Genomic DNA, 15,402 nt, shown 5'->3' with positions numbered 1-15,402 from the left:
CTCCGACGGCGGGAAAGTGTCGTTCATTCCGGTTTATCGCCCTCGATACTGCCCTTCATAGCGGAAAGTTCTTCCATCGTGCACAACAGTCGCGGCTGCGTCGGGTCGGAGATGTCGAGCTTGTCCCAGGGAATGCGGTACATGCTGTCGCGACTGCGCAGTCGAAAGACTTCGAGGACCGCGGTGCCGATGGCCGAAGCGGAAAGACGCTCGAACGCCGCGTAGATGCCGATATGGTACTCGGTAACCACGAGGTCGTCGCCATCCGGTTCGGCGCGTATCTCCTCGATATGGCCGATGCTTTTGCCGCGCTGCGAAAGCACATTTCTGCCTGCCAATTGCTCAAGGTTGACGGTGGCCATCATCCGGCTCCCGGGATACGCCTTATGACATGGTCGCGCAGCCAATCCTGCCAGTCGAAAATCGCCGTTTCGCGCACGTCGATGTCGAATTCGATGTCGACGCCTATGTCGCGCACCTTGTTCCAGGCGATGCGGTGCGGTTCGGCATGGCGCTTGCCGCCGAGCCTTGCCGCAAGGCGCGCCATCCAGCGCCCGGATCGCTCGCCAAGCCGACGCGCCAGCGTGATCGAGCCGAGCTCGACCGCAACGATTTTGGGTGGCTTGCCCGGCCTGACCTCGGCTACCAGCCCGTCCACCTTGCCGATCTTGACCTGCTCACGGTCAACCACTTGCTTGTCCAGGATGTCGCGCAGCAAATCCATCACGTGCCTGCGAATATCTGCAAAGGAATGGTCACGATCGCGAGCACGAAACCGAGCGCAATGATGAAGATGACCGCGGCATTCGCGATCATGCCATTGCAGTGCTCGCCGACATAACGCTCGTCATTCAGCAGGAAAAGGAACGGCACCACGGTCAGCGGCAGGCTGGCGGCCGTCAGCGCCATGGAAAAGATGGTTAGCTTCAGCGGATCGAGACCCAAGGCGATCGGAATGGCGGCGAGAAACAGCGAGACCGTGTAGACGGTGCTGAAGCCGGGATCGTCGCGCGGTTTCAGGTCCTCGCCCCAGGTCCAGCCGAAACCCTGCGCCACCAAGTACGCTTGCTGCAGCCCGATTTCGAGCGCAGCGCCGAAGCAGGCTATGCCTAGTGAAGCAACGAACAGGACGAACCCCCAGAAACCGAAGATCTGGATCAGCATCAGCGGCAATTGATGGTAGTCGTCGACCTGCTCTATACCGTGCGCTGCCAGCACGAGCGCCGCCACGATCAGCACGCCGATCGAGATTGTGCCGCCAAAACTCATTCCCAATCCGGCAATGGCCCGATTGGTCCCGAGATAGCTCTTGTCCCACTGGTCCTCGATGGCTCCCGACGAATAGAACATGAACAGGTAGGGCGAGACCGACGCACCAAGAATACTGACCGCCATGAACCAGTAATTGGCCGCGTCGTGCTCGGGCAGAGTGGGCACGGCACCGGCCGCGACCTGCCCCCAATCGGGCTTCAGCATGACGGCGCCAACCACGAAGCACAACGTGACCAGGCCGAGGATCGAGACGCCCTTTTCAATGAAGCCGAACGTGCCTTTCCAGAGGAACAGCCATGCCAGAAAAGCGACCGGCAGGGCCCACCACTGAAAGCCGATGCCGGTGGCGAGCTCAAGCGCAATGGCGACACCGCCGATCTCGGCTGCCATGACCATGAAGTTGACCAGCAAAGTCGCAAGCAACGGCCACAGAAAGGCGGTGAAGCCAAACCGTTCCCGAATCCCGTCGGCGATGGTGTGATGGCTGACGGCGGCGAAGCGGCCGGCCATCTCGACCAGGAAGATGATGCAGATCGTGCCCAGGAGGACGGCCCAGATCAGCTGGAACCTGAACGCTGCACCCGCCTGTGCGGCGGTTGCCATCGATCCGACCTCGAGAAAGCCACCGACGCTGGTGACGATGCCCAGCGATATTTCGAGCAGCTTCTTCATGGTTTCGGCGCGAAATGTTTGGCGTAGGATGCATTCAGGGCGGCGGTGGCAGCCTGGATATCCTGCTGCGCCTGTTCCGCCTCCGATCGGTTGCCGTCCTGCACCGCCGTCGCGGCGCGTGTCACCGCCGCCGACAGCTGTCCGACTACCGCCGTCAGACCGGCTTGCTCGCTGGGCTCAGGCGACTTGGCGGACTGGATTTGCGCACCGGCATCGACGAGCGCCTTGCCGACCGATTGCAACGTGCGCGACGTATATGTCGAAGGGGCTGCCCCGGCGGCCCAGGCACCCAGGACCAGCGATGCTGTCTGTGCGGCCGAAGCCGCGGTTTTCGACTGCTGCTCGATCTGGTCGGAAGGCGAGCATGCCGTCAGCACAAACGTTGTCAGCAGCAGGCACAGCCGGTCTGGTCGAAGACCGATAGCTGCAATGGCATCTACAACACGTGCTTGTAGCGTTGCTGCCACACGATTGTTCTCCCCGGCACCAGGCGACTTCGGCGTGCAATTTCATCTAGGGCGCCCGGTGGTCACGTCAACTGAACCGTCGGGAACTGCCTGGCAACGCGGAACAAACCTTCGATCGCCGGATTAGGGATATCAGGAGGCAAAGGTCATGGACAAGGAAGAGCGTATCAGGCAGCAGGCCCATGAGATATGGGAGCGCGAAGGCCATCCGCAAGGACGCGAGCGCGAGCATTGGGACCAGGCCGTGCAGGAGATCGAAGCTGAGGGCTCCGAAGCCGAACGCGGTCCGGTCGTGCCCGATCCAACGGTTGGGACCGGCTCCGATCCCGAGGTGCGCGGCAGCAAGCGGCGGGGGAAGTGAGCCCCAATGCCTCGCCTCGTCGCCTGGATCGTGGTCGTACTGGTCGTGCTCTTCGCCGCATGGCTGATGCTTGGGCGCGACAGGACCAGCACTGGTGGCGAAACTCAGCCCTCGCCACATGCAATAGACCAGAATGGATAGGAGCTGACATGACGGCTAGGGAAAGCCATCCCGAACAGGACCCTGCGGAAGGATCGCGATCGACGATAGAAAAGCAGCTCCGCAAGGAGCAAGGCGGCGAGGCGCAAAATCGTGAAGCCAAGCCGACTTCCGACAAATCCGGCAGCAAGGCCAAGTTGCCTCCGGAAGCGCCGAAGAAAGGCTCAGGCCTGGACTGAGCGGCTGGTTTCACGTTTCCACGTCGTCATTCCTTCTCGCTGCGTCGCGCGAATGGTTGTCATTCGGGCAGATCGGCGGCAGCCGCTTCTGTCCTCTTTCCAGCCGAGCCCGGTGCCTTGAAATAATGGGGATAGCGTTCCCGGACGATTGCGAGCACCTCGAAGATGCGGCGAAGATGCGTTCGCATCGCCTCTTCCGCCGCAAGGGGGTCGGCCTGCTCGAGCGCATCGACGATCCGCCGATGTTGGCCGAGAACCACCGACATGCTGTCGAGGCGCGGGAAAGACAAGAAGCGGAAGCGGTCCATGTGCAGCTTCGCCGCGCTGATGTCGGCCCAGATTCCGGGGAAGCCGGCATGGCTGGCGATGTGCTGGTGGAACAGCTCGTCCGACTTGAAGAAGCGACTGTCGTCCGAAATGGAGGCGAACGTCTCCTGGACCGCCAGTTCGCCTTTGAGCATGGCGAGCAGTTCGGCGCGGCGCGGGCTCTCGACCGCACGTTTGACCAGGCCGACTTCGAGCGCTTCGCGCAGGAACTGCGATTTCTCGAGATCGGCGATCCGCAGCGGCGCCACCATGCTGCCGCGCTGCGGATAGATGTCGATCAGGCCAAGTCCGGCCAGCCGGGCGAGCGCCTCCCTGACCGGCGTGCGGCTCACGCCGAGGGCTTCCGACATCGCCTTTTCGGAAATCAGCTCGTGCGGCTTCAGGCGGAAGGTCAGGATCTGGTCGAGCAGGACCTCGAACGTCCTCGCCGCGACTGAAGCGCCGGGGCCGGTTTCGCCAAGCCGCCCCTCGGTGATGGTCCGCATTCCCAAAAGCCCTGCCATCGGCAATTCCCTTAAAGGCTCGGCAGCTTCAAGCCATTCATGAAATGGCTGCGCGAGCAGCAGCGCCGACGTTATTCCTTGCGCGGAGAACCGCCGATGCGCGCCAGCAGGCCGCCATCGACGCGCACGACTTCACCGGTGACGAAGGAGGCATCGTCGGACAGCAGGAAGGCAACGACGGCCGCAATCTCTTGCGGCTGGGCGGTGCGGCCGAGCGGATGCATGTTGTCAAGGATGCGCAGGATCTCGTCGGGCTTATCGTTGAGCTTGACCGCATCCCGCAGCATCGGCGTGTCGACCGCGCCCGGAGCCACGGCATTGACGCGCACACCGAGCGGCGCATAGTCGACGGCCATGGATTTGACCAGCCCGATCAAGCCGTGCTTGGCCGTGCTGTAGGCCAGAACCCCTTCCTGGCTGGCCAGGCCTTGCACCGAGCTCATATGGACGATGGCGCCGCGGCTTTGCCGCAGCAGCGGCATCGCCGCGCGGGAGAGCAGATAGGCAGCCTTGAGGTTGACGTTCATCACCTCGTCCCAAAGCGCCTCGTCCGTGGTCTCCACCGTTCCGTAACGCTGGATGCCGGCATTGTGGGAAAGCATGTCGAGCCCGCCGAACGCGGACCGGGCAAGCTCGACGGCGCGGCCGCAGGCTTCAGCGTCGGCGGTCGAGCCGAGCACGGTGTGCACGGTCACGCCGCGCGCCGCAAGCTGCGCCGCGACCTCGTCCAGCTGATCGCCCACACGGTCGAAGAGGATCAGGTCGACACCTTGCTGGGCCAGCCTTTCGGCGACAGCACGGCCGATGCCCATGGCCGCCCCGGTGACCAGTGCGCGTTTTTTGAACTCAGCCATTTCTCCTCCCACGAACAGTTGCAGCGGCTGCCATGGTAGTCGATCAGCGACGCATGACGTACTCTTTTCGCCGAGCCGGCCGGAGCGTATTCGGCGTCATGTCGATCCTTGCATGAAGGCCAGTGTTTCCGCGCGCGTCGGCGCGCCGAGCCGTCCGCCAAAACGCAGGCACTTCAGCGCGGCGGCAGCACTTGCCACTGCTATGGCCTGCTCCTCATCCCAACCTTCAGCCAGCCCCAGAGCGAAGGTGCCGTGAAACACGTCGCCCGCCGCCAGCGTGTCGACGGCTTCGACTCGCGGCGACGGCAGATGACGGACATCATTGCTGCTCGGGTGCTGGAACGCGGTGCCGTTCGCCCCATCGGTGATCGCGACGAAGGCGCCGGTCCGTTCGCCCAGAATAGTGACGGCGGAACCGGCGGAAACCTCTGGACCGCAAAGGATACGCGCCGCGGGCAGCGAAGCAACGACATGCGAGGCGAGCGGCAGCAATCGGTCGAGCACCGGTCGCGACGCAATATCGGCGTCGAGGATCGCCGGAATGCCGCATTCGCGGGCCTTCGCCAGCGCCATCGCGGCGGCTCCGGGCCAACGAACGTCGACCAGGACGGCGTCGAAGCGGGAAAAATCCACGGGCGGAAGACGGTCCGGATCGGCTTGCGTGACGGCATCGTAGAAGGGCACGATCATGCGCTCGCCGGCGGCATCGACCAGGATCGTGGCAATGGCCGAGCGGCCACCTTCAACCCTGCGCACCAACGAACAGTCGACCCGCTCCGCCTCCATCTGGGCGATGACATCGCGGCCGACGGCATCGTTGCCGACGCTTGCCCATAGCCAGACCTGCCCGCCCTGGCGGCTTGCCGACGCGGCGGCACTTGCCGCCATGCCGGCGGCGATCTGCACGGCCTCGCTCGGCAGGAACTTGCCGGCGCCGGACGGCAGGACATCGAGGCGCAAGATCGTGTCGTAGGTGAGCGCGCCGACGCAGAGCAGGCGGGGCGCCCTCATTGCAGCCTATAACCGCGCTGATGGGCAATCGCCGTCATTACGCCTCTCAGTTCGGCAAGGCCGCGAAGACGGCCGATCACGGGGTAGCCAGGATGGGTGTGCCGCGTGGCGTCATCGATCAGCTCGTGGCCGTGATCCGGGCGAAACGGCAGCAGCGCCGGTTCCCCGGCGTCGCGGCGGCGTTGCTGCTCGTCGAGCAAGATCGAGACCACCGAAATCATGTCGACATCCCCGTTCAGATGCTCGGACTCCATGAATGACCCGTCCGGATCCTTGCTGACGTTGCGCAGGTGCACGAAGTTGACCTTATGCGCAAAGCGCCTGGCGATGGCGGGCACGTCATTGGCCGGATTGGCGCCCAGCGACCCCGTGCACAAGGTAAGGCCGCTATGGGCCGACGGCACCGCGTCCAGGATAAAGGCGATGTCGTCGGCGTTCTTGACGATCCGGCACAGGCCGACGAGATCGCGCGGCGGATCGTCCGGGTGGATCGCCAACGTGACGCCCGCCTCTTCGGCCGCCGGCAGCACGTGTTCGAGAAAACGGACGAGATTCTCGCGCAGCCGGTCGTGAGACAGGCTCGACTGCTCGGCCACAACTTCGCGCAATTCCGCTATGTCATAGCGCTTGAAGGCGCCCGGCAGGCCGGCCATGATGTTGGCAAGCAGACGCTCTTTTGACGCATCCGGCGTCGCCTCGAACCATTCGCTTGCCCGCTGGAGAACATCGGACGCATAGTCGCGCTCAGATCCCTTGCGCTGCAGCATGTAACAATCGAACGCGGCAAGCTCGTGCATGTTCATGCGGAGCGCCCGCCCGCCGCCCGGCAGCGGCGCAGCCAGGTCGGTCCGGGTCCAGTCGAGGATCAGCATGAAGTTGTAGCAGACCGTGCGCACACCGCAGGCGCCGAGATTGCGTAAGGTCTGCCTGAAATTGTCGTAGAGCCGGTCGAGATCGCCGCGGCCGAGCTTGATGTCCTCGTGCACGGGCACGCTCTCGACGACGCTCCATTTGAGGCCCATCGCCAGATCCGCCTCGATAAGCGCCTGGCGCTGCCTGATGGCGTGGATCGGCCAGACTTCGCCGTAAGGAATGTCGTGCAATGCCGTCACGATGCCGGTCGCGCCGGCCTGCCTAGCATGGGCAAGCGTTGCCGCGTCGCTCGGGCCAAACCATCGCCACGTCTGCTCCATTCGACCCCCAGCTACGGAACTCCCCGACGAGACTGCAGGTCTATTGGATACTACCATGGCAGTCAATTGCTTGCCGCAGCCCAGTGCTGTGTCCGCGTTCGGGCGGCCGCCCTATGAGAGATTACAACGATACGTGGCGTTCAGATTGAACGGCTACGCAAGATCCGGGTTTCGGCTGGCCCAAAGCATGCCGCGCTCGAACATCGTACGCATTTGCGGCACTGCGAACTCGTCGGCGGTGTGGCCGAGTGCGCTGTAGAAGACGCGGCCCTTGCCGTAGCGGCGCTTCCAGACAACCGGCATGACGACGCCGGCGATGAAATCGAGATGCTCGCCGGTGAAAGTAGTCGTCGCCAGCACCTCGTTGGTCGGATCGACATGCATGTAATACTGCTCTGAACGGTACGCGAAGCCGTCGATGCTCTGCATGACCGGATCGTCTGGCATGGTGATATCGACGTGATAGTCGATGATGTTGCCGGGATGGGCGACCCACTGGCCGCCGGTCATGAACTGGTATTCCGGCTCGTTGCGGAAGCTGTCGCACATCGTGCCGTGAAAGCCCGCAAGGCCGGTGCCGGCCCCGACGGCGTTGGTCAGGTTTTGCAGTTCCGGCTTTTCGATCGTCGACATAGTGATCACCGGGACAATGAGATCGAGCTTGCCCAGTTGCGGATCGGCAAGCGCCGAAGTCCCCTGCTCCAGCTGCACGTCGAAGCCGTTGCCGGCCAGCATCTCCTTGACGATGTGGGCGCTACGGGCCGGCGTGTGGCCTTCCCAGCCGCCCCAGAAAATCAGTGCCGTCTTGCTCATCGTGTCATCCCCTATTCCAGAATTCCGAAAGGCAGATCGGCGTGCGTTGGCGCCGGCCGCGCGCAGCCATATCTCAGGTCGATACGCCGCCCTGTCTCTGCTGAAGAGATGATCGATTCCATGATTTCCAGGACATGGAGGGAAAGATCGAGGCTGGCGCGGTGTTGCCTGCCCGAGACGATCGCCTGCGCCATGTCGGCGAGGCCGAGGCCCCGGTAATTGCCGTCGCCATAGGGATGGATCTGATCGGCCACCGTCCAGTCGCCCTTGCGCTGGCTGGTCCTGATGTCGCCCTGGAACTGATTGGGATCGGAGACGATCATCGAGCCGGTGGTCCCGTAAAGTTCGATGTGATTGTGTTCATGCTTCCAGACGTCGAAGCTGGTGGTGATCGAAACCGCCGCGCCGTTCTCGAATGCGAGCAGGCCGGAAATATGGGTCGGCACCTCGACCCGGATGGTTTCGCCCTGGCGCGGTCCGGAACCGATGATGCGGGTGGGATAGGATGACTTCGCCTGTCCGGTCACGGATTTTACCGGACCCAGGAGATTGACCAGGCAGGTCAGATAGTACGGTCCCATGTCGAGCATTGGCCCACCGCCGGGCTGATAGTAGAAATCCGGATTGGGATGCCAGAGCTCGTGGCCGGGCACCTGCATGAAGGCAGAGCCGGCGACGATGGTTCCAATGATATCTTCCTCGACCAGCCGACGCGCCGTCTGGTGGGAGCCGCCAAGAAAAGTGTCGGGTGCGCAGCCGACGCGCACGCCCTGTTCGCGCGCGGCCGCGACCAGCCGCTCGGCGTCGCTGAGCGTCGTTGCCAGCGGCTTCTCGGAATAGACGTGCTTGCCTTGCCCGACAGCCTGCAGGCCGACCGGCACATGATGCTGCGGCGTCGTCAGATTGAGCACGATCTCGACGCGCGGATCGGCCAACAGCGCGTCGACCGGCATCGCAGCCAGGCCGTAGGCCGCTGCCTTGGCCTCGGCTGCCGCCCGGTTGATGTCGGCGACGCCGATAATGTCGAGCACCGGGAATTGCGGCGATGCCTTCAGATAGGCATCCGAAATGTTGCCGCAGCCGATAATGCCGACACCGATGCTCCGCATAGGCTTCTCCTCAAAAGGCGGCATTGATGAAACAGCAGAACTCGTTTGTCACCCCCCTTTCGGCCGGACGCGGTTGTCCCGTGACAAGTACATACCTCGAGAGCCTCAGAACCGCCGCCCGATCACAATCGCGCGCTTATGCGCGAGCCACTTGCTTTCGAGGTCGAACGGCCGGTACTCAGCAACACTGCTTCCTGTAGCTTGCTCGACATTTTGATGCCGGCTTTGAGCACAGCACAGATTTTCACCCGTAGTAGGACGCACATGACCCGCCCGCAAGGAACCATCGCACCGATCCTGACGCCGTTCGAAAACGACGGCTGCATTGCCCGCGACCTCTGGATATCACACGCCAAGTGGGTGCTGGATCAGGGAGCGCATTTCCTGTCGCCGTTCGGCACCACGGGCGAGGCCTTGTCCGTCTCGTTGCGCGAGCGCATGCAAGCGCTGGAGTGGCTGGTCGAGGCCGGCATTTCGCCAAGCCGGCTTATGCCCGGCACCGGTGTCACAGCACTTGCCGAGACTGTCGAGCTGACCGCGCACGCCGTCGGGCTCGGCTGTGCCGGGGTGATGGTGCTGCCGTCGTTCTTCTATACGGCCGCCGGCGACAACGGTCAGGCCCGCTACTATGGCGAGCTGATCGAACGGGTGGCGAACCCGGCGATGAGGATGATCCTCTACCACATCCCGCAAAATTCCGGCGTAGCGGTGAGCCCGACGCTGACCGCCCGCTTGAGCGAAGCGTTTCCCGATGTCGTGGTGGCTTACAAGGACAGCGCCGGCGACTGGAACAACACCGCGGCGGTCATTGCGGCAGCCCCAAGGGTCGCGGTGTTCCCGAGTTCGGAAGCACAGCTGACGAAAGGTCTCGCCAACGGTGCTGCCGGCTGCATCTCGGCGACAGTCAATCTGAATGCCGCAGCGATCCGGGCCCTCTACGACGCAGTGCTGGCGGGAGAGGACACTACCGACGCGGATGCCGCCATCAGGGCGTTCCGCAAAATCATCCAGGACGCTGGCCTCATCACTGCGATGAAGGCAGTGCTGGCGGTACGGTCCGGCGACAGACGCTGGCTGAATCTGCGCGCGCCGCATGAGAACGCGACGCAAGCCACCGGCGAAGCCGTGCTCGCCGCTCTCGGCCCGCTAGCCGACCATATCGGCCGGAGCTGACTATCGGGCCGTGTTCAGGGCGGCAGCAGCGCGTATCAGCGCCTTGAACGCATTCTCATCTATGTCTTCGCCCTCACGGATATCGATGGCGCGCCTGGTGTTGCCTTCGAGGCTGGAGTTGAACAGGCCGGAAGGGTCCTGCAGCGAGGCGCCCTTTGCGAAGGTCACTTTCACGACGTTCTTGTAGGTCTCGCCAGTGCAGATTATTCCGGCGTGCGACCACACCGGAACGCCTCGCCACTTCCACTCCTCGACCACTTCCGGGTCGGCCTGCTTGATGAGGGCGCGGACATGGGAAAGCGTCTTGCCTCGCCAATCGCCCAGTTCGCTGATCCTCGCATCGATCAGCTGAGAGGGAGAGTTGCCTGCATTTCCTTCCATCGAGTCACTCTTCATCATCATTGTCGCTTTCCCTTGGTTGTTGCCGCTCGCCCGTCACATGAATACCGCTAGTCGGCACCGGATTTGCCGAGATGACTGCCATTCCACTCACATTCGCTCGCCAGGCAACTGGCTGGCTTGCTTTATCCAGTCGGCGAGTTGAGCTTCGTCGAGCAGGTCGTCCTCGTAGATATCGAGGTAGCGCACGTCCTTGTGCTTGGACTCACCGGGTGGGACGGGACGCAACGACGCGCCGCGGAAGAAAGCCAGCTTGATGTACTTTGTGAAGCAATGGAAGTTGAGGAACCAGCCTTGGCCTTCGACGCCATAGAAGGGCGAGTTCCATTTGACGGCCTTGCGCACGTCAGGGACGTTGCGCACGATGAGCGCGTCGAGGCGACGCCCGACGTCGCGTTTCCAGCCCGGCATGGCCGCGATGTAGGCCTGCACAGGAGCGTCACCATCACCCTTCGGGATCTGCGGGTTGCCGCCTGCGAGGAGGACCGGCTTGGCGGCTGCAGGCTTGGCGGCGGACTTCTTCGCGACCGCCGATGACCTGATGGACGTCTTGTTGGCCATGCATTCACTCCAATGCGCCGGTGCCCCCCGCGCTGCGCCGCTTGGGCGCGTAAGGCAGCACGAACATGTACAGTCCGGTAAGCAGGAGCAAGCCGAGTGGAAACAGCGGCAAGAGGTATACCCAGTAGGAGGGTTCCTTGCCTACTCCCAGGCTGATGAAGATGGCGGCGACGACCGCCGCAAAGATGATCGACAGCCAGCGGTGGATCTGCCGAACCCATTTGTTCCAATCCATTGAGACCTCCTCTGAAGACGAACCGAGCGGATCGGGCGGCCCGTTTGGCGGCTCCCGCCGGGCAGCCACGCCACTGAATGCATGCCTTACCAGCGCGCCAGCTGTGTGATTTGAACGAGATTGCCGCAGTTGTCGTTCAGCTGGGCTATGATCGAGCCGGTTACTTCGGTTGGCGGCATGGTGAACTTGGCGCCGCGCGCTTTGATGCGCTCGTAGTCCCCCTTGACGTTATCGGTGAAGAACATGACCGCGGGCTGGCCCTGCTGGAAAATGGCTTGCTGGTAGGTCTTTGCAGCGGGGTTGTCATTGAGCGCGAGTTGCAGCTCGGCACCGTCCGGCTCGTCGGGTGATGCGACGGTCAGCCAGCGAAACGGCCCATTGCTGAAATCGGCCTTCTTGGTAAAGCCGAGCGTTTCGGTGTAGAAACCCAGAGCCTTTTCCTGGTCATCCACGTATACTTTGGTCAACTTGATCTTCATTGGCTTGCCTCCATTATCGCTCCGCCATCTGCCGCCCTGTAACAGAGCCCTTGCTTGAATAGCGCTGGCGGATCTCAGTCCGTTCGCGCCAGAACCTGCTCCAGATCGTCAAAGAACCTCGGCCAGCCGACTTTGGCACCCCGGAAGTAAGGCTGCTGATCCGGCCGAAAGCCGGACTGTTCCATGCGCAAGCGGGCGCCGGTGCTCGTGGGGGTGATCGTCCAGGAGACGACACTCTTGAGATCCTTGGTATTCCACGTGTAAGTCAGCGTTCTGTTCGGCTCGACCGTCTGGACCTGACATTCGACAGAGCCCCAGGCCGCGTGAAGGTTGAAACGGTGGTCCGCGACAGGTTTGAAGTCGTTTTTCATAAGCCACTCCTCGATCAAGTGTGGTTGCGTGAGCGCGCGCCAGATCTTCTCGGGCGGATAAGCGATTTCCCGTTCGACAATGACGGAGAGCGTTTCGGTCGCTATTTCGTTCACTGGTCCATCCTTTTGAGCAGGTCCTCGAGGTCGTCGAACCGGCTCTGCCAGAACCCGGTCATCTGGCTTGTCCAGTCGATCAGGGGGGCAAGCGCGGCGAGCTGCGCGCTATAATGGGTCTGCCGTCCCGCATGGCGGTCGCGCACCAGCCCCGCCTGCCGCAAAATCCCGAGATGTTTCGACACGGCCGGTTGCGAGATCCCGGCCTGAGCCGTCAGAGCGCCGACTGTCTGCTCTCCCTCGCGACACAGTCGCTCAAAAATAGCGCGCCGAGTCGGATCGGCAAGCGTTCTGAAGAGCACATCGTGAGCGTTTGGCATTGGGATAGATAACCCTTCGGCTATTGATCAATGCATAACCAGCGGGATATGTGTGAGTCAAGCGGGAAGCGGCATAATTCTCGTTGCAGGAGCAGTCACTTTCTTCGCTCACGCAGCCAGTTGCTTATTCGCCGTGCACTGGAATTGTCACACGTGATGCGCTATATGACCATCTACATGGTCAGGAGCTGACATGGACGCGGTCAATCTGGCGGACGCCAAGGCACATCTGAGTGAGCTCATCGACCGGGTCGAGGCTGGAGACTCGATCGACATAACCCGGCGTGGCAAGCCGGTCGCCAGGCTCACGGCCGTGGCCCGCCCTCGCAAACGGATCGACGCCGTCCTGCTCCAATCCCTGACCGCAACCATGCCTCTGCAGGCTCAGGCTACCGCCGATCTGGTGCGATCGATGCGAGATGGCGATCGCTATTGATGTCCTATCTCGATACTTCGCTGATCGTCGCGGCGCTATCCAACGAAGCCATGACCGCGCGCGTTCAGGGCTGGCTGGCGGAGCAGGACCCAGCGCAACTTGTGATCAGCGACCTGGAGCATCACCGAGATGTCCTCCGCCATGGCGATCAAGCTTCGGACCGGACAGATCGACTTGGAGCAGCGCGCGGCTGCGCTCGCGATGTTCAATAAGCTGGTCGCTGAGAGCTTCACCGTGCTGCCGGTGACGGGCGGGCATTTTCAGGTCGCCGCGAAATTCGCCGATCAGCATATGCTCGGGCTTCGTGCTGGCGACGCCCTGCACCTCGCGACGGCATCGGAGCATGGCGCCACAGTGTGGACCCTCGACCAGCGGCTCGCCGAGGCAGGACCGATTCTCGGCGTACCGACGCAGTTGCTGGCATGATCAAGGCCTCTCCTCCAAAATGAATATACCCAAGCTGCGTTGCGAGTTGATCACGCTCATTGAAGGGAGCTGGCCGGGAGCGAACTGACGGCTTTCGATGTTGCCCTAGCGGCGCGTCGGGCACGCAGAGCGATGCTGTCAACCACAAGCGTCTGCACGGGCGAGGAGAAAGGCCGCTTCGCGCGCGTTGCGGGTGAGCTTGGCCGCAGCCTCGAATTCGGCGCGGGCCTCGGCCAGCCGGCCGGCCCGAAACAGAAAATCGCCCCTCGCCGCCGACAATGGCGCATAATTGCGCAAGGCGGCGGCGTCGGCAATCTCGTCCACCAGCCGCAGGCCCGCTTCAGGCCCGAAGGCCATGCTGTGGGCGACCGCTCGATTTGAGATCGACCACCGGCGAGGGCATCACTGCTCGTAGCCGGTCGTAGAGCGCTGCGATGCGGGGCCAGTCGGTATCGGCCGGACTGCGCGCCCGCGCGTGACAGGCTGCAAGCGCGGCCTGCAACACATAGGGGCCATCGCCCCCGAGAGCTTCGGCACGGGCCAGCGCGTCAAGGCCCCGGCGGATCAGCAGTTGGTCCCAGCGTGCGCGGTTTTGCTCGGTCAGGGTCAAGAGGGCGCCGTCCGGCCCGATGCGTGCGGGCAGGCGCGATGCCTGGATTTCCATCAGAGCCAGCAGACCGAACACCTCGGCATCCTCGGCCATCAGACCCGCCAGCATACGGCCCAGCCGTTGTGCCTCCAGGCACAGGCCCGGCCGGACAAGGTCGTCTCCGGCCGTGGCAGCATAGCCTTCATTGAAGATGAGGTAGATGACCTCCAGCACCGAGGAGAGACGCTCCGCACGCTCGGCACCGCGCGGCACCTCGAAGCTGAGCCCGGCCTTTCCGATCGTCCTCTTCGCGCCGACGATGCGCTGGGCGATCGTCACCTCACTCGACAGGAAAGCACGGGCAATCTCGTCCGTCGTCAGGCCGCCGATGACACGCAGCGTGAGCGCTGCGCGAGCGTCGGCCGAGAGTATCGGGTGGCAGGCTGTGAAGATGAGGCCCAGCAGCTCGTCGCCAAGATCGTCGTTCATGGCCATTTCGTTTCCCTCGGCCGTACGGTCGCACTCGCCGTCCAGCTCCCGGGCGATCTCCTCATGCTTGCGCTCGCGCATCTTGTCGCGACGGATCGCGTCGATGGCGCGGCGTTTGGCGACCGTCATCAGCCAAGCGCCGGGATTGGCCGGAACGCCGGTCCTGGACCATTCGGAGAGGGCTATGACCAGGGCGTCCTGCACCAGTTCCTCTGCAAGGTCGACATTGCGCACGAGGCGGGCCAGGCCCGCAATGAGCCGGGCCCGTTCAATGCGAAAAATCGCCTCGATCGCCTGGTGCGTCTCGCCTGCGGTCATGCTGCCTTGTCGGCCAAAGCCACAATGGAGGCAAGCAGGTTGCGGCCGACAGGTTCAGTTGCCGCTGCGCTTCTCGCGCGTCCGGTCACGGATTTCCGTGACCTCCGGCGTCAGATTCCCATTGCCAATCAGCCATCTCGTACAGCGGCCGGATTTCGATCTCGCTCGGTCCCGGCATGGGATTGGGGCAGCGCTTCACCCAGGCGACCGCCTCGTCCATGTCCTTGACTTCCCAGAGCCAAAAACCGGCGACCAGTTCGCGGGTCTCGGCGAAAGGCCCGTCGATGACCGTCCGGCGGGGACCATCGAACGCAACGCGCTTGCCCTGCGAGGAGGGCTTGAGGCCGTCGGCGTCGAGCAAGATGCCGGCATTGCGCAGCTCGTCGTTAAATTTGCCCATCGCCTCCATCGCCTCTTTCGCCTCGGCCGTCGGGAGAAAGCCCTTTTCGCTGTCCTCGGTAGCCTTCACGAGCACCATCACACGCATCGTCTGTCTCCTTGTTTGAGCCGGCCTCACCGACCGGCAGCGAAACGACGAACGGAGTTTAGGAAATCGACATTGTCCTGCAGAT

Annotated in this window: 24 protein-coding genes and 1 pseudogene; 6 read left to right on the top strand and 19 right to left on the bottom strand. The window is 63.1% G+C overall.

Annotated features, from left to right (window positions below):
* Positions 1-23 precede the first annotated feature (23 nt).
* The 4 genes from NKI79_RS09245 to NKI79_RS09230 are packed head-to-tail and all read right to left on the bottom strand — an operon-like array spanning position 24 to position 2,411.
* Positions 24-362 (bottom strand): hypothetical protein, encoded by a 339-nt coding sequence (locus NKI79_RS09245; RefSeq protein ID WP_352801226.1) that lies wholly within the window; start codon positions 360-362, stop codon positions 24-26.
* A complete protein-coding gene (locus tag NKI79_RS09240) occupies positions 362-724 on the bottom strand; it encodes a hypothetical protein (protein WP_352475750.1) in 363 nt (120 codons plus the stop codon). Before NKI79_RS09240 ends, NKI79_RS09245 begins: the two co-directional genes overlap by 1 nt.
* Positions 724-1,944: an NRAMP family divalent metal transporter gene (locus tag NKI79_RS09235; RefSeq protein WP_352801223.1), complete on the bottom strand. Its 1,221-nt coding sequence runs from the start codon at positions 1,942-1,944 to the stop codon at positions 724-726. Before NKI79_RS09235 ends, NKI79_RS09240 begins: the two co-directional genes overlap by 1 nt.
* Positions 1,941-2,411, bottom strand: a complete 471-nt coding sequence (locus NKI79_RS09230) for a hypothetical protein (protein WP_352801221.1) — start codon at positions 2,409-2,411, stop codon at positions 1,941-1,943. The genes NKI79_RS09235 and NKI79_RS09230 overlap by 4 nt, the downstream gene beginning before the upstream one ends.
* A gap of 148 nt (positions 2,412-2,559) precedes the next feature.
* Between NKI79_RS09230 and NKI79_RS09225 the strand changes: the two genes are divergently transcribed.
* Genes NKI79_RS09225 through NKI79_RS09215 form a run of 3 tightly spaced genes read left to right on the top strand, consistent with a single transcriptional unit; the run spans position 2,560 to position 3,110 of the window.
* Positions 2,560-2,772: a DUF2934 domain-containing protein gene (locus NKI79_RS09225; RefSeq protein ID WP_352801219.1), complete on the top strand. Its 213-nt coding sequence runs from the start codon at positions 2,560-2,562 to the stop codon at positions 2,770-2,772.
* 6 nt (positions 2,773-2,778) lie between these two features.
* Positions 2,779-2,913, top strand: coding sequence for a hypothetical protein (locus tag NKI79_RS09220; RefSeq protein ID WP_352688544.1), 135 nt, complete (start codon positions 2,779-2,781; stop codon positions 2,911-2,913).
* Between the two features lie 8 nt (positions 2,914-2,921).
* A complete protein-coding gene (locus NKI79_RS09215) occupies positions 2,922-3,110 on the top strand; it encodes a hypothetical protein (protein WP_352801217.1) in 189 nt (62 codons plus the stop codon).
* A 59-nt stretch (positions 3,111-3,169) separates the two neighbouring features.
* On the opposite strand, the gene NKI79_RS09210 is transcribed toward NKI79_RS09215, so the two are convergent.
* The 6 genes from NKI79_RS09210 to NKI79_RS09185 all read right to left on the bottom strand — a co-directional run bounded on the left by NKI79_RS09210 (position 3,170) and on the right by NKI79_RS09185 (position 8,920).
* Complete coding sequence (locus NKI79_RS09210; protein WP_352801215.1) at positions 3,170-3,940, bottom strand: GntR family transcriptional regulator; 771 nt, start codon at positions 3,938-3,940, stop codon at positions 3,170-3,172.
* Positions 3,941-4,011: 71 nt separating this feature from the next.
* Positions 4,012-4,794 carry an SDR family NAD(P)-dependent oxidoreductase gene (locus NKI79_RS09205; RefSeq protein WP_352475755.1) on the bottom strand — a complete coding sequence of 261 codons (783 nt, stop codon included), beginning with the start codon at positions 4,792-4,794 and terminating at the stop codon, positions 4,012-4,014.
* A gap of 96 nt (positions 4,795-4,890) precedes the next feature.
* The gene (locus NKI79_RS09200; protein ID WP_352801212.1) at positions 4,891-5,805 is read right to left on the bottom strand and encodes a PfkB family carbohydrate kinase; all 915 of its coding nucleotides are present in this window, start codon (positions 5,803-5,805) and stop codon (positions 4,891-4,893) included.
* Positions 5,802-6,998, bottom strand: a complete 1,197-nt coding sequence (gene uxuA, locus NKI79_RS09195; RefSeq protein WP_352801210.1) for a mannonate dehydratase — start codon at positions 6,996-6,998, stop codon at positions 5,802-5,804. The genes NKI79_RS09200 and uxuA overlap by 4 nt, the downstream gene beginning before the upstream one ends.
* Before the next feature lie 153 nt (positions 6,999-7,151).
* Positions 7,152-7,811, bottom strand: a complete 660-nt coding sequence (locus NKI79_RS09190; protein WP_352801208.1) for a ThuA domain-containing protein — start codon at positions 7,809-7,811, stop codon at positions 7,152-7,154.
* An 11-nt stretch (positions 7,812-7,822) separates the two neighbouring features.
* Entirely contained in the window at positions 7,823-8,920 is a 1,098-nt protein-coding gene (locus tag NKI79_RS09185) for a Gfo/Idh/MocA family protein (protein WP_352801206.1), read from the bottom strand.
* Between the two features lie 264 nt (positions 8,921-9,184).
* Here NKI79_RS09185 and NKI79_RS09180 point away from each other — a divergent pair, with 264 nt between their 5' ends.
* Positions 9,185-10,093, top strand: a complete 909-nt coding sequence (locus NKI79_RS09180) for a dihydrodipicolinate synthase family protein (protein WP_352801204.1) — start codon at positions 9,185-9,187, stop codon at positions 10,091-10,093.
* Here NKI79_RS09180 and NKI79_RS09175 read toward each other — a convergent pair whose 3' ends face one another.
* From NKI79_RS09175 to NKI79_RS09150, 6 genes are all read right to left on the bottom strand, one after another.
* Positions 10,094-10,492, bottom strand: a complete 399-nt coding sequence (locus NKI79_RS09175; protein WP_352476064.1) for a DUF1801 domain-containing protein — start codon at positions 10,490-10,492, stop codon at positions 10,094-10,096.
* Positions 10,493-10,582: 90 nt separating this feature from the next.
* Positions 10,583-11,053, bottom strand: a complete 471-nt coding sequence (locus NKI79_RS09170; protein ID WP_254818847.1) for a DUF1801 domain-containing protein — start codon at positions 11,051-11,053, stop codon at positions 10,583-10,585.
* A gap of 4 nt (positions 11,054-11,057) precedes the next feature.
* Positions 11,058-11,288 carry a hypothetical protein gene (locus NKI79_RS09165; RefSeq protein ID WP_352645168.1) on the bottom strand — a complete coding sequence of 77 codons (231 nt, stop codon included), beginning with the start codon at positions 11,286-11,288 and terminating at the stop codon, positions 11,058-11,060.
* Positions 11,289-11,374: 86 nt separating this feature from the next.
* Complete coding sequence (locus NKI79_RS09160) at positions 11,375-11,767, bottom strand: VOC family protein (protein ID WP_352701963.1); 393 nt, start codon at positions 11,765-11,767, stop codon at positions 11,375-11,377.
* A gap of 74 nt (positions 11,768-11,841) precedes the next feature.
* Positions 11,842-12,252: an SRPBCC family protein gene (locus NKI79_RS09155; RefSeq protein ID WP_352801201.1), complete on the bottom strand. Its 411-nt coding sequence runs from the start codon at positions 12,250-12,252 to the stop codon at positions 11,842-11,844.
* Entirely contained in the window at positions 12,249-12,572 is a 324-nt protein-coding gene (locus NKI79_RS09150) for an ArsR/SmtB family transcription factor (RefSeq protein WP_254818851.1), read from the bottom strand. The genes NKI79_RS09155 and NKI79_RS09150 overlap by 4 nt, the downstream gene beginning before the upstream one ends.
* 193 nt (positions 12,573-12,765) lie before the next feature.
* On the opposite strand from NKI79_RS09150, the gene NKI79_RS09145 reads away from it, so the two are divergent.
* Together NKI79_RS09145 and NKI79_RS09140 are read left to right on the top strand one after the other, a co-directional pair.
* On the top strand, positions 12,766-13,008 hold the full coding sequence (locus tag NKI79_RS09145) for a type II toxin-antitoxin system Phd/YefM family antitoxin (protein ID WP_352801199.1): 243 nt from the start codon (positions 12,766-12,768) through the stop codon (positions 13,006-13,008).
* Positions 13,008-13,434 (top strand): annotated as a pseudogene (locus NKI79_RS09140) (type II toxin-antitoxin system VapC family toxin). Before NKI79_RS09145 ends, NKI79_RS09140 begins: the two are co-directional and overlap by 1 nt.
* A 138-nt stretch (positions 13,435-13,572) precedes the next feature.
* Here NKI79_RS09140 and NKI79_RS09135 read toward each other — a convergent pair.
* The 3 genes from NKI79_RS09135 to NKI79_RS09125 form a co-directional block, all read right to left on the bottom strand.
* The gene (locus NKI79_RS09135) at positions 13,573-13,791 is read right to left on the bottom strand and encodes a hypothetical protein (protein WP_352801197.1); all 219 of its coding nucleotides are present in this window, start codon (positions 13,789-13,791) and stop codon (positions 13,573-13,575) included.
* Complete coding sequence (locus NKI79_RS09130) at positions 13,775-14,830, bottom strand: RNA polymerase sigma factor (RefSeq protein ID WP_352801196.1); 1,056 nt, start codon at positions 14,828-14,830, stop codon at positions 13,775-13,777. The genes NKI79_RS09135 and NKI79_RS09130 overlap by 17 nt, the downstream gene beginning before the upstream one ends.
* A gap of 85 nt (positions 14,831-14,915) precedes the next feature.
* The gene (locus NKI79_RS09125) at positions 14,916-15,317 is read right to left on the bottom strand and encodes a YciI family protein (protein WP_352801194.1); all 402 of its coding nucleotides are present in this window, start codon (positions 15,315-15,317) and stop codon (positions 14,916-14,918) included.
* Positions 15,318-15,402 lie beyond the last annotated feature (85 nt).

The organism is Mesorhizobium sp. M0340 (assembly GCF_040321535.1).
Classification (GTDB): domain Bacteria; phylum Pseudomonadota; class Alphaproteobacteria; order Rhizobiales; family Rhizobiaceae; genus Mesorhizobium.
This window is presented reverse-complemented; position numbering and strand designations above follow the sequence as displayed.

Coding starts and splice junctions, on each gene's coding strand:
- NKI79_RS09180 (WP_352801204.1), top strand. CDS start 9,185: ATGACCCGCCCGCAAGGAACCATCGCACCGATCCTGACGCCGTTCGAA.
- NKI79_RS09245 (WP_352801226.1), bottom strand. CDS start 362: ATGGCCACCGTCAACCTTGAGCAATTGGCAGGCAGAAATGTGCTTTCG.
- NKI79_RS09225 (WP_352801219.1), top strand. CDS start 2,560: ATGGACAAGGAAGAGCGTATCAGGCAGCAGGCCCATGAGATATGGGAG.
- NKI79_RS09125 (WP_352801194.1), bottom strand. CDS start 15,317: ATGCGTGTGATGGTGCTCGTGAAGGCTACCGAGGACAGCGAAAAGGGC.
- NKI79_RS09165 (WP_352645168.1), bottom strand. CDS start 11,288: ATGGATTGGAACAAATGGGTTCGGCAGATCCACCGCTGGCTGTCGATC.
- NKI79_RS09215 (WP_352801217.1), top strand. CDS start 2,922: ATGACGGCTAGGGAAAGCCATCCCGAACAGGACCCTGCGGAAGGATCG.
- NKI79_RS09200 (WP_352801212.1), bottom strand. CDS start 5,805: ATGAGGGCGCCCCGCCTGCTCTGCGTCGGCGCGCTCACCTACGACACG.
- NKI79_RS09235 (WP_352801223.1), bottom strand. CDS start 1,944: ATGAAGAAGCTGCTCGAAATATCGCTGGGCATCGTCACCAGCGTCGGT.
- NKI79_RS09185 (WP_352801206.1), bottom strand. CDS start 8,920: ATGCGGAGCATCGGTGTCGGCATTATCGGCTGCGGCAACATTTCGGAT.
- NKI79_RS09160 (WP_352701963.1), bottom strand. CDS start 11,767: ATGAAGATCAAGTTGACCAAAGTATACGTGGATGACCAGGAAAAGGCT.
- NKI79_RS09130 (WP_352801196.1), bottom strand. CDS start 14,830: ATGACCGCAGGCGAGACGCACCAGGCGATCGAGGCGATTTTTCGCATT.
- uxuA (WP_352801210.1), bottom strand. CDS start 6,998: ATGGAGCAGACGTGGCGATGGTTTGGCCCGAGCGACGCGGCAACGCTT.
- NKI79_RS09170 (WP_254818847.1), bottom strand. CDS start 11,053: ATGGCCAACAAGACGTCCATCAGGTCATCGGCGGTCGCGAAGAAGTCC.
- NKI79_RS09210 (WP_352801215.1), bottom strand. CDS start 3,940: ATGGCAGGGCTTTTGGGAATGCGGACCATCACCGAGGGGCGGCTTGGC.
- NKI79_RS09220 (WP_352688544.1), top strand. CDS start 2,779: ATGCCTCGCCTCGTCGCCTGGATCGTGGTCGTACTGGTCGTGCTCTTC.
- NKI79_RS09135 (WP_352801197.1), bottom strand. CDS start 13,791: ATGGCCTTCGGGCCTGAAGCGGGCCTGCGGCTGGTGGACGAGATTGCC.
- NKI79_RS09150 (WP_254818851.1), bottom strand. CDS start 12,572: ATGCCAAACGCTCACGATGTGCTCTTCAGAACGCTTGCCGATCCGACT.
- NKI79_RS09240 (WP_352475750.1), bottom strand. CDS start 724: ATGGATTTGCTGCGCGACATCCTGGACAAGCAAGTGGTTGACCGTGAG.
- NKI79_RS09145 (WP_352801199.1), top strand. CDS start 12,766: ATGGACGCGGTCAATCTGGCGGACGCCAAGGCACATCTGAGTGAGCTC.
- NKI79_RS09190 (WP_352801208.1), bottom strand. CDS start 7,811: ATGAGCAAGACGGCACTGATTTTCTGGGGCGGCTGGGAAGGCCACACG.
- NKI79_RS09175 (WP_352476064.1), bottom strand. CDS start 10,492: ATGATGAAGAGTGACTCGATGGAAGGAAATGCAGGCAACTCTCCCTCT.
- NKI79_RS09205 (WP_352475755.1), bottom strand. CDS start 4,794: ATGGCTGAGTTCAAAAAACGCGCACTGGTCACCGGGGCGGCCATGGGC.